13 protein-coding genes are annotated in these 14,063 nt (G+C 67.7%); 8 read left to right on the top strand and 5 right to left on the bottom strand.

Annotated elements, in window-relative coordinates; translation table 11 throughout:
• The first annotated feature begins 82 nt into the window (after positions 1–82).
• Together LCL87_RS24800 and LCL87_RS24795 are read left to right on the top strand one after the other, a co-directional pair.
• Positions 83–1,333, top strand: coding sequence for a serine hydrolase domain-containing protein (locus tag LCL87_RS24800; RefSeq protein WP_225024115.1), 1,251 nt, complete (start codon positions 83–85; stop codon positions 1,331–1,333).
• A 41-nt stretch (positions 1,334–1,374) separates the two neighbouring features.
• A complete protein-coding gene (locus LCL87_RS24795) occupies positions 1,375–1,941 on the top strand; it encodes an alpha/beta hydrolase (protein ID WP_225024114.1) in 567 nt (188 codons plus the stop codon).
• Between the two features lie 65 nt (positions 1,942–2,006).
• Here LCL87_RS24795 and LCL87_RS24790 read toward each other — a convergent pair whose 3' ends face one another.
• The 4 genes from LCL87_RS24790 to LCL87_RS24775 all read right to left on the bottom strand — a co-directional run bounded on the left by LCL87_RS24790 (position 2,007) and on the right by LCL87_RS24775 (position 5,426).
• The gene (locus LCL87_RS24790; protein ID WP_225024113.1) at positions 2,007–2,243 is read right to left on the bottom strand and encodes a LapA family protein; all 237 of its coding nucleotides are present in this window, start codon (positions 2,241–2,243) and stop codon (positions 2,007–2,009) included.
• 13 nt (positions 2,244–2,256) lie between these two features.
• A complete protein-coding gene (locus LCL87_RS24785; RefSeq protein ID WP_225024112.1) occupies positions 2,257–3,936 on the bottom strand; it encodes an alpha/beta-hydrolase family protein in 1,680 nt (559 codons plus the stop codon).
• A gap of 47 nt (positions 3,937–3,983) precedes the next feature.
• Complete coding sequence (locus LCL87_RS24780; RefSeq protein WP_225024111.1) at positions 3,984–4,364, bottom strand: SHOCT domain-containing protein; 381 nt, start codon at positions 4,362–4,364, stop codon at positions 3,984–3,986.
• A 135-nt stretch (positions 4,365–4,499) separates the two neighbouring features.
• The gene (locus LCL87_RS24775; protein ID WP_225024110.1) at positions 4,500–5,426 is read right to left on the bottom strand and encodes a helix-turn-helix domain-containing protein; all 927 of its coding nucleotides are present in this window, start codon (positions 5,424–5,426) and stop codon (positions 4,500–4,502) included.
• 176 nt (positions 5,427–5,602) lie between these two features.
• Between LCL87_RS24775 and LCL87_RS24770 the strand changes: the two genes are divergently transcribed.
• From LCL87_RS24770 to LCL87_RS24745, 6 genes are all read left to right on the top strand, one after another.
• A complete protein-coding gene (locus LCL87_RS24770; protein WP_225024109.1) occupies positions 5,603–7,087 on the top strand; it encodes a SulP family inorganic anion transporter in 1,485 nt (494 codons plus the stop codon).
• 122 nt (positions 7,088–7,209) lie between these two features.
• Positions 7,210–9,939 carry an aminotransferase class I/II-fold pyridoxal phosphate-dependent enzyme gene (locus LCL87_RS24765; RefSeq protein ID WP_225024108.1) on the top strand — a complete coding sequence of 910 codons (2,730 nt, stop codon included), beginning with the start codon at positions 7,210–7,212 and terminating at the stop codon, positions 9,937–9,939.
• A 421-nt stretch (positions 9,940–10,360) separates the two neighbouring features.
• Positions 10,361–11,359 carry a 2-oxoglutarate and iron-dependent oxygenase domain-containing protein gene (locus LCL87_RS24760; RefSeq protein WP_225024107.1) on the top strand — a complete coding sequence of 333 codons (999 nt, stop codon included), beginning with the start codon at positions 10,361–10,363 and terminating at the stop codon, positions 11,357–11,359.
• 31 nt (positions 11,360–11,390) lie between these two features.
• Positions 11,391–12,224, top strand: coding sequence for a MetQ/NlpA family ABC transporter substrate-binding protein (locus LCL87_RS24755; protein WP_225024106.1), 834 nt, complete (start codon positions 11,391–11,393; stop codon positions 12,222–12,224).
• Positions 12,224–13,243, top strand: a complete 1,020-nt coding sequence (locus LCL87_RS24750; protein WP_225024105.1) for a methionine ABC transporter ATP-binding protein — start codon at positions 12,224–12,226, stop codon at positions 13,241–13,243. The genes LCL87_RS24755 and LCL87_RS24750 overlap by 1 nt, the downstream gene beginning before the upstream one ends.
• Complete coding sequence (locus LCL87_RS24745; RefSeq protein ID WP_225024104.1) at positions 13,240–13,908, top strand: methionine ABC transporter permease; 669 nt, start codon at positions 13,240–13,242, stop codon at positions 13,906–13,908. Before LCL87_RS24750 ends, LCL87_RS24745 begins: the two co-directional genes overlap by 4 nt.
• A 75-nt stretch (positions 13,909–13,983) precedes the next feature.
• On the opposite strand, the gene LCL87_RS26030 is transcribed toward LCL87_RS24745, so the two are convergent.
• On the bottom strand, positions 13,984–14,063 hold an 80-nt coding region (locus tag LCL87_RS26030), incomplete at its 5' end, for an IS3 family transposase (RefSeq protein WP_510850832.1).

The following is a 14,063-nucleotide window of genomic DNA, read 5'->3' as shown; positions in this document are numbered from 1 at the left end:
CGCCCCGCAGCGGGTCATCGACGCGCTTAAGCTGCGGAACGACGTCAGTAGTTCTGGCGGGCCGATGGTGAGGAGTGTCGACGTGCGCAGAAGCTTCGATACCGGTGTGAGCGTGCGCATCGCATGCGGCATCACCGTCGCGGCGTTGGTGCTCGCCGGATGCTCGTCGAACGAGTCCGACACCGACGCCACGTCGTCGACCACCACGACGAGTGCGGCGTCGTCGACCGTTGCGCTGCAGAAGATGGACCTCGCGACGCTCGACGGCATCGTCAAGAGCGTCGCGGAGAATCTGCAGATTCCCGGCGCCGTCGCGATTCTCAAGACCCCCGACGGCGATCTCACCGTCAAGTACGGAACCGGCACTCGCGGGCAGAACGATTCCGTCGACCCGGCCGAGCACGTCCGGATCGGCTCGAACACCAAGACCATGACCGGCACCGTGATCCTGCAGTTGGTGCAGGAGGGCAAGATCAAGCTGGACGATCCGGTGTCGAAGTTCCGCCCGGACGTTCCGAACGGCGACAACATCACCATCGAGCAGCTCCTCGACATGCGTAGCGGCCTGTTCAACTACACCGAGACCGCCGAACTCAACGAGACGCTCGACAACGACCCGCAGAAGCAGTGGAAGCCCGAGGATCTACTGGCCCTCGGCTTCGCGAACCCGCCGTACTTCCCGCCGGGGCAGGGCTATCACTACTCCAACACCAACATCGTGCTGCTGGGCCTGATCGCCGAGAGTCTCGACGGCAAGCCGCTGCGGCAGATCTTCCAGTCCCGGCTCTTCGGTCCGCTGGGGCTGACCGGCACGTCGTTCCCGGACACCGTCGACAGCACGATCCCGGCGCCCTACTCGCACGGCTACGTGTTCGGGACCAACATGGACACGCTGACCGATCCGGCGCTGCCCGAGCAGATGCAGGCGGCCGCCAAGGACGGATCGCTGCAGCCGAACGACGTCACGAACGTGAACCCGTCGTGGGCGTGGGCGGCGGGCGCGGGCATTTCGACCGCGAACGATCTCGTCACGTGGGTGCAGGCACTGGTGGGCGGCAAGCTGCTGGGCGCCGACCTGCAGGCCCAGCGCCTCGCCAGCGTGCAGCCGACGAGTTCCGACGCGGGCTCGGCCGAATATGGTTGGGGCATAGCGAAGATGGGCCCGATGTTCGGTCACACCGGCGAGCTGCCCGGATTCAACTCGTTCATGGGCCACGACCCCGTGAACAAGGTGACGTTGGTGGTGTGGGCCAACCTCGCACCGGCCGCGAACGGACAGGATCCCGCGACCACGATGGCCAAGGAGATCATCGGCAAGGTCTATCCCGCATAGGTGTCCGATTCCGTGACGTGGATCGCGTACCGTTTTGGTTCATGGAGTCGACGAACGTTGCCGTGGGAAGTGGGACCGTGACGGTCCGTATCGGGGGACCGGAGAGCCGGCACACGGTGCTTCTGTTGCCCGACGCGGGTGCTCCCGCCGACGTCTTCGACGCCGTCTGCGCGCGCCTGCACGAGTCGGATCTGCGGACCGTGGTGCCCGAGACCGTCGACGGGCTCGACCAGCCGTCGGTGATCGCGATGCTCGACGAGCTCAAGCTCCCGTGGGTCAACCTCGTGGGTGCCGGTGTGGGCGCGGAACTCGCCTGGCAACTGGCCGCGAAGACGTTCGGGCGGTTCGCGAGCCTCATCGTCGCCGACCGCGGACATCCGGCCGTTCCGGGCACCGACGGGGCCGTGCTCGACGCCGCGTGCCCCGCGGTCGAGTTGCCGACCACCGTCGTCGTCGGCACGTCGCTCGGACGCCCGTGCGCCGACGCGAGCGGGCGGTATGCCTACTCGGAGTTCCGGATCGTCCAACTCGACGGCGTCGACGACATCCCCGCGAAGGCGCCCGCCGAACTGGCGACCGAGATCGTCCTGCGCACCGGCTCCTGGTAGGAGCGCGCACGCGGTGATCGGAGCCTGCTGGGGCCGGGCATTCCGCCCGGCCCCAGCAGGTGTCACTACTTCTTCGAGTTCTTCGAGCGGCGGGTGGTGAGCAGGCCCGCGACCCAGCCGACCGCGAACACGGCGACCAGGATCACCCACAGCGGCGCCCGCACGGATACCCAGAAGAGATCGATGGCCGCGGAGTTGCGGTTCTGGACGATGAAGATCACCGCGACCAGAGTCAGCGCTGCGGCCGCGATGTTGCGCGGTGACGCTTCGAACAGTTTTCGACCGGTGCTCGTGTCGTTCACGAAGTGTGTCCGTTCATCTCGTGGGTTCCAGTAGGGCCGTTGTCTCCGAAGGGCTTTCGGTATCGGGCGCCGCCATGGCGGCGTAGATCCGGTGTACCCGTTCGCTGTCGAGATCCTGCGGCTGGAGGATCTGCGCCCAGAGGTAGACCGCTTCGGGTCCGTAGGTGTGCCCGGCGCCGGCCGGGACGTCGGCGGAGAAGATCATGTCGAGGGTCACCTGCCAGAACGTGACGATCGGCAGCCATCGCATTCCGGGGTAGACGTCCGGCCCCGGAGCCTCCCGCAGCCAGTCCGGCTGCCGGAAGGCCAGATCGAACGACCACCACGTGATGGGGTCGCTGGCGTGCTGCCAGTAGACCACCCTCGACGCTTCCCAGTCGCCCGGCAGCTCGGTGTCCTCCGGGCGGGAGGCGAACCGGACGTGTCGCCCGTCGTCGACCACGGGAAGCCGTTCGGTCGACCCGGGATCTCGGGCGTCGGTGATACGGCCCCACGGCTGTGCGAAGTTCGGCGTGCCGACGAACAGGGCACCGTCCGTCCGCTCCACGATGTCCGTACCGGAGGCGAACGCGGCCTGGCTGCCGTAGGAGCCGAGGCTCTCGCCGAAGACGACGAGTTTCGGTCGCCGATCCTCTGGGCGCTGGGCCCACGCCGCATGGACCTGTTCGAACAGCGCTCGGCCGGCCTCCTGGGGGGTCTCCCGATCGGCGATGAACGACAGCGCGCTGGGCAGGAACGAGTACTGCATCGCGGCGATCGCGGTGTCGCCTCCGTTGATGTACTCGAACGCGTTGGCGACCCTCGGGTTGATCCATCCTCGACCGGTGGTGGTGACCACCGCGAGGACCTTGCGGTCGAAGGCGTTGGTGCGCTCGAGTTCGGCGACGACGTGTTCGGCGATTCCCGCCACGCTGTCGGCGGATTCACGGCCGGCGTAGGCCCGGATCGGGGTCACCGCCGGAGCCTGGGTGACGTCCGCGATCTGCTTGGCGCTGGGGCCGCTCGCCACGAACGTGCGCCCCTGCTGCCCGAGGGTCTCCCAGGCCTCGTTCGAGAACTTCGAGCCCGACCTCTCCGCGGAGGTCGGCTGCACGATGCCCTCCGCCGTGCCGAGATCGGCGGCGTGAGCCGATCGTTCGGCAAGCGCGAGGATGCCCCGCTGGAGCACACCGTTGACGAGCAGGACTCCCAGGACCACGACGAGGCCGAGGGCGGTCACGCGTGCGACGGGCGCCATCCAGCCGACCCGCGCGATCTGCCGAGTCAGTCCGTTGACGCCGGACCGCAGCGCTCGCCCGATGCCGACGAGTGCCAGGCCGAGGGCGAGAGCGACGATCAGGACCGGGAGGTAGAACGCGCGCGAAGCCTGCTCGACTCCGACGAGGTCACGGATTCGCTGCTGCCACACCGAACCGAGAACGAGGAAAAGCGGGACGACGACGGCGGTGGCGGCCGCGAGCAGCCACCACCCCCGCCGGCTCGCCGGATCGGCCCATCGTGGGCTGATCCCGCATCGGCGCACCACCCAGGCGATCCCGCAGCCGATCCCGTAACCGATGGCCATGCTGATGCCCGTGGCGACGCCCTGCAGATACCACGCCCGGGGGAGCAGCGACGGCGTCATCGACCATGCGAAGAACAGCAGCGCGCCGACGAGGCCCACTGGGTGGAACGAGCGTACGTACCGATGCAACCGAGCAGTGAAGCTCGGTGCGGTGGAGCCGTCGCCGGTGTCGATGCTCAGCTCAGGACCTTGCGCTTGATCTGGTCGAACTCCTCGTCGGTGATGGCGCCGGCATCACGAAGTGCCTTCGCCTCGCCGATCTCCGCGGCGGGCGAACGACCTGCGACCTGGCGGATGTAGTCGTCGGCGGCACTGCGCGCCTTCTCGTGAGCGGCGGCGCTGCGCTCCGCCATCCCGCGCCCACGCACGACCAGGTAGACGAACGCCGTGAGGTACGGCAGCACGACCAGGAAGATCACCCACAGAACCTTGGAGATCGCGGACGCAGACCGGTCTCGGAACAGGTCGGTCAGCACCTGGAACAGGATGACCAGGTAAGCGACGAAGGCGAACACGACCAGCGTGTACCAGAACAGATCCCACAGCGAATCAAGCACTTCTACAAAGCCTTTCCATTGACATGCGGCCCGAGGTGGGCCGAAGACGCATCAGGAGTACACCCTCGAATCCGGTGCCTCCAACAACCGTGACGCGAAAGTGAACATCTCGTCGCGTAGTGACACTTTGCGGTGTCATCGCACGACGAACAGTCCGCGATCGCGCATCTGCGACGGCGTGACCTGGTACTCGGCGTGCATCGCGCGGCGGAGCTCGCCGGTCGAGGAGAAGCCGGCCATCGCGGCAACTTCGGACAGAGGTAGTCGTCGACGATGGGGGTCGCGCAGCAGGGTGATCGCGTGGCCGAGGCGTGTGGTGCGAATCTCCCGTGCGGCGGTGGTGCCCGCCCTCTCGAACACCCGCTGGAGTTGGCGGACTCCGACGCCGAGGCAGCCTGCAAGTGCGGACGGAGTGAGTTCGGGATCGCCGTACCGGGTGGCGATGATCGCCACGGCACGCGCATGCAGTCCCCGGTCCAGGTCGTTGGACACCCCGGCGTAGCCGAGACCCTCGTGGTGCAGGCCGACGACGAGTTCGAGCACAGCACTCTCCACCGCCGCCGGAACGGCGTCATCGGTCAGTGCCTGAGCTCCCAGAACCGATTTGACCAACGCCGACAATGCGCGCGTCGTCGTTGTCGCTTGCTCCGGACCGAAGTGGAGCACCTCGGACGGGAGGACGACGCCGCGATCGGCCAGCGTTGCACGGTCGATGCGCAGGAGCAGTTCGTCACTGAACGAGTCCAGGACTGCCTCGTGTCGGTTCCATCCCATCTGTGCGGTGATCTGCCCAGGGCTGAACGACATGTGCTTGCGTCCGGACTCGACGCGGATTCCACCCGCGAGCACGAGGAAGAGATTGACGACATCGGCATCCTCGACGGCACCTTGACCTGCCCGGTGTGGTGTCACCTGAATTCTGCTGACAGCCAGCGATCCGATGTCGCACTGATCGATGCGGAAATAGAAGCGATCCAGATCGGCTACCGAGAGTCGAGTCCGGTTACCGGGCACCGAGTTCATGGCCTGGAAGCCCGCTCTGCCACGAAGTTCGATCGTCATGCGCCCCCGCGAGATTCCCCGTGAGCCGGTCGAGGGATCGCCTGCCGGCCGAAATAGTTGATCTTGATCCAAAGTCGATCGAAGGCTAATCCACCTCCGTGGGTATGTCACGTCGCTTGACGAGATCCCGTCCGGCGTAATTGCAGGTCGGAGTGGGCGGTCCCTAGACTCTCCCGGTGCACGACACCCTCTCCACCCCGGCCGACGCCACGTCCGTCCGCGCCGCGTTGCGTTCCCCCCGCCGACTGACGACCGAGGCCCTCGCCGGGCTCGTGACCGCCCTCGCGCTCATCCCCGAGGTCATCTCGTTCGCGGTCATCGCGGGCGTCGATCCCCGGGTTGCGCTCTACACGTCGTGCATCATGGCGATGACGATCGCGTTCGTCGGCGGTCGGCCGGCGATGGTGTCGGCGGCCGCCGGGGCGACCGCGCTGGTGGTGGCGCCGTTGGTCGCGTCGCACGGCATCGACTACCTGATCGCCGCGGTGTGGCTGGCCGGCGCGCTGCAGATCCTGTTCGCGGTCGCCGGCCTGGCCCGCCTGGTGCGGTTCATTCCGCGCTCGGTGATGATCGGGTTCGTCAACGCCCTCGCGGTCCTCATCTTCAGCGCCCAGTTGCGGCACCTGTTCGACGTCCCGTGGCTGGTGTATCCGCTCGTCCTGGCCGGTCTCGCGATGATCGTGTTCGTGCCCCGGCTGACGAAAGCGGTTCCCGCGCCGCTGATCGCGATCGTCGTCCTGACCGGGGTGGTCGCGTTGTTCCACCTCGACGTGCCCGACGTCTCCGACCAGGGCGAGCTGCCCGCCGGCCTGCCGACGTGGATGATCCCGGACGTGCCGCTCACGTGGGAGACGGTGACGATCATCGCGCCGTTCGCGCTGGGCCTCGCGCTCGTCGGCCTGCTCGAATCACTGCTCACGGCCAAGCTCGTCGACGACATCACCGACACCCCGTCCGACAAGACCCGTGAGGCGTGGGGCCAGGGCGTCGCGAATGCCGCGGGCGCGCTGTTCGGCGGCATGGGCGGCTGCGCGATGATCGGCCAGACCATGATCAACGTGAAGGAGGGGAGGGCCCGCACCCGGATCTCCACCTTCCTCGCCGGTGCCTTCCTGCTCATGCTGTGCGTGACCGCCGGTGGCGTCGTCGGGGCGATCCCGATGGCGGCACTGGTCGCGGTGATGCTGGTGATCGCGGTGACGACGTTCGACTGGCGCAGCATCGCGCCGCGGACCCTGCGCCTGATGCCGCGCAGCGAGACCCTGGTCATGGTGGTCACCGTCGTCGGCACACTGGCGACCCACAACCTCGCGGTCGGCGTCATCCTCGGCGTGCTGGCCGCGATGGTCGCGTTCGCGCGCCGTGTCGCTCATCTGACGCGGATCGACGTCGTGGACCGGGACGGGGAGCGGACCTACCGCGTCACCGGCGAGCTGTTCTGGGCGTCCAGCAACGATCTGGTGCACCGGTTCGACTACGTCGGAGACCCGGACTCGGTGGTGATCGACCTGACCGGTGCGGAAGTGTGGGACGCGTCCACGGTCGCGACCCTCGACGCGGTGCAGGCCAAGTACGCGGCCCGGCGGAAGGGCGTCCGGATCGTCGGGCTGGACGGTGCGAGCCTGAGCCGAATCGAGCGGCTGTCCGGGCGGCTGGGCTGAACCCGGACCCGCCGTCGCTTGCCTGACCGGACGCGGGGGAGCAGGCTGGGATTGCTCGGCACGACGGCGCCGTCGTCGACCGACCTCGGCTGCCGGTCGTGACCGTTGCGGTGGAGGCTGTGATGCCTGAGGTCAATCCGCGGGCCTACAACAGTATGTGGCAGTTCCGTGCGGACTCGTGGTGCCGGCTGGAGGGCGCGAGCGCGCACCTGGCAGGCGCGGCCGCCCGCGGGGCGCCGATCGGGCCGCTGCTCGAACGGGTAGAGGACCTGCTCGGCCAGTTGCGGCCGCTCGAGCGGTACTGGGCTTTTCCCGGACCGCAGGTGTTCGCCCAGACTCAGCGGCTGTTCACGACCGGCGTGTACGACAAGTTCTCCCGCACGGTCACCCGGATCAACCGCGCGCTGGTCACCAGTTCCTACCGCAGCGGCACGACGGTGTCCCCGGTCGACGGGGACGTCGAGGTCATCGGCCCGGACTCGCCGCGCAGCGACGATCCCGGTGACCGATCCCGGCCCCACTACTTCGAAGTGCTCGTGGTCGAAGCCATGACCGATGCGCAGGAGCGCGCACTGCGCCGGGAGGTGCGTGCCTGGCGTCGGCCGGACGACCAGTTCATCTACGAACTGGTCGTCGTGGGCAGCGGCGACGACGCGGTCATCGCGGCGCGCCTGAACGTGAATCTGCAGGCGTGCGTGATCCGCCGCCGCTTTGCCCATCAGTCCCGGCAGGATCTGTCCGCCCTGGCGAACTTCCTCTACACCGACGTCGCGGACAAGCTGGCCGGGCACACGCCCGAGGAGCGGACGCGGATCCTGGCCGACGAGCTCGCCAACACCCGCCCGGAGCTCGACCTGTACCTGATGACCGAGATCGCGGTCGAGGAGCTCGCCGGTCAACTCGGCCAGTACTTCCGGAGGGTCTTCCACGCCGGCGAGGGATCGCTCGATCTCCATCTGAGTCTGCTCGAGGGGGTTGCGGCGCGGTATCGAACCCCGTTCTTCAGCGCGCTGCGCGAATACAGTTCTCGTCCGACCGGTGTGTTCCACGCGTTGCCGATCTCGCAGGGTAAGTCGATCGTCACCTCGCACTGGATCTCCGACATGCTGGACTTCTACGGCCTGGACGTGTTCCTGGCCGAGACGTCCGCGACGTGTGGCGGACTGGACTCGCTACTCGAACCGACCGGTCCACTCCGTGAGTCGCAACAACTGGCGGCGAAGACGTTCGGGGCGCGGCAGACCTTCTTCGTGACCAACGGCACCTCGACAGCCAACAAGATCGTCGTCCAGGCACTCATCGCGCCCGGCGACATCGTCCTGGTCGACCGCAACTGTCACCAGTCGCACCACTACGGGCTGATGCTCGCCGGCGCCCAGGTCACCTACCTCGACGCATATCCGCTCAACCAGTATTCGATGTACGGCGCGGTGCCGTTGCGGGAGATCAAGTCCAATCTGCTCGCGCTCCGCGCGGCCGGAAAACTCGACCGGGTCAAGCTGCTGATGCTGACCAACTGCACCTTCGACGGAGTCATCTACGACGTGGAGCGCGTCATCGAGGAATGCCTGGCGATCAAGCCGGACCTGGTGTTCCTTTGGGACGAGGCGTGGTTCGCCTTCGCCCGATTCCACCCCGTCTACCGCACCCGGACGGCGATGCATGCGGCGCGCGCGGTGCGCGAGCGGATGCGCGACCCCGCCTACCGGGCGGAGTTCGCCGAGTACGCCGAACAGGTTCGCGGCGCCGACGACGAGACGCTGCTCGGCCGTCGGCTGATGCCCGACCCGGCCCGGGCAAAGGTCCGGGTCTATGCGACCCAGTCCACGCACAAGACACTGACCTCGCTGCGTCAGGGCTCGATGATCCACGTCTTCGACCAGGAGTTCGACCAGAAGGTCGAGGAGACATTTCACGAGGCCTACATGGCGCACACTTCCACCTCGCCCAACTATCAGATTCTGGCCTCGCTCGACATCGGCCGGAGGCAGGCCGACCTCGAGGGCGCCGAGTTGGTGCAGAAGCAGGTCGAGAATGCGATGCGGTTGCGCGACGCGGTCGACCACCATCCATTGCTGAGCAGGTACATGCACTGCCTTTCGACGGCGGAGCTGATCCCCGAGGAGTTCCGGCCCTCACGCATCGACCAGCCGCTGCGCGGGGGCCTGCGCGCGATGGTCGGCGCCTGGCGGCGCGACGAGTTCGTGCTCGACCCGTCGCGGATCACGCTCTACATCGGGTCGACCGGTATCGACGGGGACACCTTCAAACGGGCCGAGCTGATGGACCGCTACGGCGTCCAGATCAACAAGACCTCCCGCAACACGGTGCTGTTCATGACCAACATCGGCACCACCCGCAGCTCGGTCGCCTACCTCGTCGAGGTGCTGGTCAAGTTCGCCCACGAGCTCGACGAGCGCCTGTCCGACATGGGCACGATCGAACGCGGCTACCACGAGGCGGCGGTGACCCGCCTGACGAGCCCGACGGCGCCGCTGCCGGACTTCAGCGGATTCCATCCGATCTTCCTCGAAAAAAACGGTGCTGCAAGCACTTCCGATGGTGATGTACGGCGGGCCTTCTTCCTCGCCTACGACGACACCCGGTGCGAGTACCTCACCGCGGACGAGGTCGAGGAGGCGACGGAGTCCGGGCGGCCGGTGGTCTCCGCGACCTTCGTCACCCCGTATCCGCCGGGCTTCCCGGTTCTGGTCCCCGGGCAGGTGTTCAGCCGGCAGATCCTCTCGTTCATCCGCAGCCTCGATACGCCCGAGATCCACGGCTACCGTCCGCACCGTGGTTACCGTGTCTTCACCACGAAGGCACTCGAGATGGCCGAACCGCCGGGCTGACGGTTGGATCGGCCCCGATTGGACCAGCCCCGACGACCGGGCCGGCCGGGCCGGTCCTCGCGGGTCGGATCGACGGCTCCGACCGTTCGTCTCACGGATGTCGCCGTTCGTCGTCGTGCGTATACGTTCGATTTGAAGTCCGCCCGTGCGTCGGGTTAGCCTCCAAGCACAGGCATGTCCGATTCGGCGTGCCGACAACGATCTCGTCCGGGAAGGACTCCGATGCGCGGCCTTGCAGCAACCGTCGCCCCCACGCGAATGCGTGGCGGTTGTTGTTGCATGCGTCAGCGCTGAGACGAGAAAACCTGCGCGACGGCACATTTCGTACCGTCCCGCCTTCCCGCGCACTGTCCTCCCATCGGGCACCCACTCGTCGCAGCGCTCATCAGAAGCAGGTGCCCGTGGGGAAAGGTCCAGTTCCATGCCCGCACAGTCGCTCCCGATCATCGATCTGGAGAACCTCGACGTCGATGCGCTGCGTACGGTCACGCACGAGATCGGCTTCTTCTACCTGACCGGTCACGGCATCGATCAGCAGCTCACCGACGACCTGATCGCCGCGTCCCGCGAGTTCTTCGCGCTCCCGGAGGCCGACAAGCTCGAGATCGAGAACAGCAACTCGCCGCACTTCCGCGGCTACACCCGCGTCGGCGGCGAGCGCACGCAGGGCTACATCGACTGGCGTGAGCAGCTCGACATCGGACCCGAGCGCGCCGCGGTCGACCCGATCGACCCGGACCGCCCGTGGGACGTGCTGCACGGACCCAACCTGTGGCCGACCGCGGTACCGCGGCTGCGCGAGCTGGCGCTCGAGTGGTCGAGCCAGGCGCAGGACGCCGGCCTGCGGCTCATCAGCGGCTGGGCGCGGTCGCTGGGCGCGCCCGCCGACTTCTTCGACGCCGCCTTCGCGGACCCGGACCCGCTGCTGAAGATCGCGCGCTACCCGGGTCACGACGGCTCGGTCACCGGCCAGGGCGTGGGAAGCCACAAGGACGTCGGCGCGCTGACCCTGCTCTACCCGGAGCCCGGCAGCACCGGTTTCCAGGTGGAAACAGATGGCGGCTGGCTCGACGTCGCGCCACTTCCCGGCCACCTGCTGGTGAACATCGGCGAACTGCTCGAGGTCGCCACCGGCGGCTACCTCAAGGCCACGGTGCACCGCGTGCTGCCGCCCGCCGCCGGTAAGGACCGGGTGTCGCTGCCGTTCTTCCTCAACCCCGGCTACGACCACGCGCTGCCCACCGTGCCACTCTCGCCCGAACTCGCGGCCGAGGCGGCGGGCGTCGGCCCGGACCAGCACGGCGGCACCCTGCACGCGCGTTACGGACTCAACGCCCTCAAGTCGCGCCTGCGCGCACACCCCAACGTCACCGAGCGGTACCACCGCGACCTGCTCGACCTGCCGGCCCTGCACGGCTGACCGTCTCCACGATCTCGAAAGGTTCTTTTCAATGTTCTTGCGCCGCACTGCTGTCCTCTCCGCAGCCGCCCTGCTCACCGCGGGTCTGGCCGCCTGCTCGTCGGGCAGCGACAGTGAGACGCTGGTGATCTCCGCGTCCAGCACCCCGCACGTGGAGATCCTCGAGCACATCGCCGACTCCGGCGTCCTGGGTGACGTCAAGCTCGACATCAAGCCGGTCACCGGCGAGATCGACCCCAACGAGCTGCTCGTCGCCGGTGACGTGCAGGCCAACTACTTCCAGCATTCCCCGTACCTCGCGGACTGGCAGAAGCAGAAGGGCGTGAGCGACCTCGTGTCCGTCGCCGACGTGCACCTCGAGCCGATGGGCCTGTACTCGGAGAAGATCACCGCCGTCGACCAGCTCACCGACGGCTCGACCATCGCGCTGCCCAAGGACACCACCAACTTCGCGCGCGGCCTATACCTGCTCGAGTCGGCGGGCCTGATCCAGATGGACAAGCCGTTTGCCGAGGCCGACCTGTCCGTCGTCACGCAGGCGAACATCAAGGCGAACCCGAAGAACCTGAAGTTCGTCGAGATCGAGCGCTCGCAGATCGCCCGCAACCTCGGTGACCCGCAGATCACCGCCGCGGTCATCAACTCCAACTACGCGATCGAGGCCGGCCTGACGCCGGCGAAGGATGCGCTGCTGTCGGAGAAGGTCGAGAACAACCCGTTCGCGAACCTGCTCGTCGTCCGCGCTGCCGATCAGAACGATGCCGGCGTCAAGGCTCTCGCCGAGGCGCTCGAGTCGCCGGAGACCGCCACCTGGATCCAGGAGAACTACTCCGGCTCCGTCGTCCCGGTCCACGCGGCCAGCTGATGATCACGGTCGAGAGCCTGGTCAAGACCTTCCCCGCCACCGGTGGCGCGGACCCGGTCGCCGCGCTGCGCGGTATCGACCTCGAGATCGCCGAGGGTGAGATCTTCGGCATCGTCGGGCCGTCCGGCGCGGGCAAGTCCACGCTGTTGCGGTGCCTGAACCTGCTCGAGCAGCCCACCAGCGGCCGCATCGTGCTGCGGGGCGACGATCTGTCCCAGCTCACCGGCGCGGGACTGCGTAAGGCGCGTCGGCGTATCGGCACCGTGTTCCAGCAATTCAACCTGCTGCACTCGCGGACCGTGCGGGCCAACGTCGAGTTCCCGCTCGAGCTCTCGGGCATGGACCGCAAGGCACGCCGTGCCCGCGCCGACGAGCTGATCGAACTCGTCGGGCTCGGCGGCAAGGAGAAGGCTTACCCGTCGCAGTTGTCCGGCGGGCAGCAGCAGCGTGTCGGTATCGCCCGCGCGCTGGCGTCCAACCCGGACGTCCTGCTGTGCGACGAGGCGACCAGCGCTCTCGACCCGGACACCACCGACCAGGTGCTCGACCTGCTGGTCGAACTCAACCGTTCGATCGGCGTCACCGTCGTTCTCATCACCCACGAACTGGGTGTGCTGCGCCGCATCTGCACGTCCGCGGCCCGGCTCGACGACGGCCGGATCGCCGAGACCGGACGGATCCTCGATCTCGTCGGGACCCCCGGTTCGGCACTGGGTGCGGCGATCGTCCCGGTCGGCGACGACCCGTCGATCGGCGCCGACGCCGACACCGCGCTCGTCACCACCATCGGTGACGAGGCGCACGGTCCGTGGCTCGCCCAACTGGTCCGCAAGCTCGACGTGGACATCTCCGTCGTCGGTGGCCGGGTGGAGCAGGTCGCCGGTGTCACCGTCGGCCGTCTGCGGCTGAAGTTCGGGCCCGACGTACCCCGCGCGGACGTCGAGGCATTCGTCGAATCGCAGCCCGGCACCACGCTCTCCTGGGGTCCCGAGTCCCGGATCGAAGGACGAATCGCATGAACAAGCTGTCCTGGTACGACTCGCTCCCCGAGGTGTGGGAGGCGACGCAGGAGACCCTCTACATGGTGGGAATCTCGTTCGTACTCACCTTGATCGGTGGCGTCCTGCTGGGCGTGGTGCTGCACGTGACCTCCCCGAGCGGGCTGTGGCCGCAGCGCGCCGTCAACGCCGTACTCGGCACGATCGTCAACGTCTTCCGGTCGCTGCCGTTCCTGATCCTGATGATCGCGCTGATCGGTACCACCCGGCTGATCGTCGGCACCGCGATCGGCCCGACCGCGGCGATCGTGCCGCTGACCATCGGCGCGATCCCGTTCTACGCCCGCGTGGTCGAGTCGGCGCTGCGTGAGGTGCCCGTGGGCCGCGTCGAGGCCGCGCAGGCGATGGGTGCGAGCAACGGGCAGATCGTGCGCAAAGTGCTCCTGCCGGAATCGGTTTCGGCCCTCATCGCCGGCGCGACGCTGACCGTCGTGCTGCTGGTCGGCTACTCGGCGATGGCCGGCGTCATCGGCGGCGGGGGACTGGGCGACTTCGCGATCATGTACGGCTACCAGCGGTTCAACACGCCGGTCCTGCTCGTCGCGGTCGTCGTGCTGATCGTCCTGGTGCAGATCCTGCAGTCGATCGGCGACGGGATCGTCCGGACACTGCGGCACCGGAAGTAGTCACCCACCCTGATCGTGAAGGATTCCTCTCGCCAGTGAACTGGTCCCCGATTGTTGGACTGGCTAAGTGAAAGCCTAGGCCGCGAGGGCCTGGGCCCGGTATTGGACCGGGCTCAGGCCCTCGAGTCGTGTCGAGATCCGTTCGGTGTTGTACC

The sequence above is a fragment of the Prescottella equi genome, assembly GCF_020171745.1.
Taxonomy (GTDB): Bacteria; Actinomycetota; Actinomycetes; order Mycobacteriales; family Mycobacteriaceae; genus Prescottella; species Prescottella equi_A.
The sequence above is the reverse complement of the archived record's forward strand: the minus strand, read 5'-3'. Positions and strand labels throughout refer to the sequence as shown.

Coding starts and splice junctions, on each gene's coding strand:
- LCL87_RS24795 (WP_225024114.1), top strand. CDS start 1,375: ATGGAGTCGACGAACGTTGCCGTGGGAAGTGGGACCGTGACGGTCCGT.
- LCL87_RS24775 (WP_225024110.1), bottom strand. CDS start 5,426: ATGACGATCGAACTTCGTGGCAGAGCGGGCTTCCAGGCCATGAACTCG.
- LCL87_RS24765 (WP_225024108.1), top strand. CDS start 7,210: ATGCCTGAGGTCAATCCGCGGGCCTACAACAGTATGTGGCAGTTCCGT.
- LCL87_RS24760 (WP_225024107.1), top strand. CDS start 10,361: ATGCCCGCACAGTCGCTCCCGATCATCGATCTGGAGAACCTCGACGTC.
- LCL87_RS24755 (WP_225024106.1), top strand. CDS start 11,391: ATGTTCTTGCGCCGCACTGCTGTCCTCTCCGCAGCCGCCCTGCTCACC.
- LCL87_RS24750 (WP_225024105.1), top strand. CDS start 12,224: ATGATCACGGTCGAGAGCCTGGTCAAGACCTTCCCCGCCACCGGTGGC.
- LCL87_RS24745 (WP_225024104.1), top strand. CDS start 13,240: ATGAACAAGCTGTCCTGGTACGACTCGCTCCCCGAGGTGTGGGAGGCG.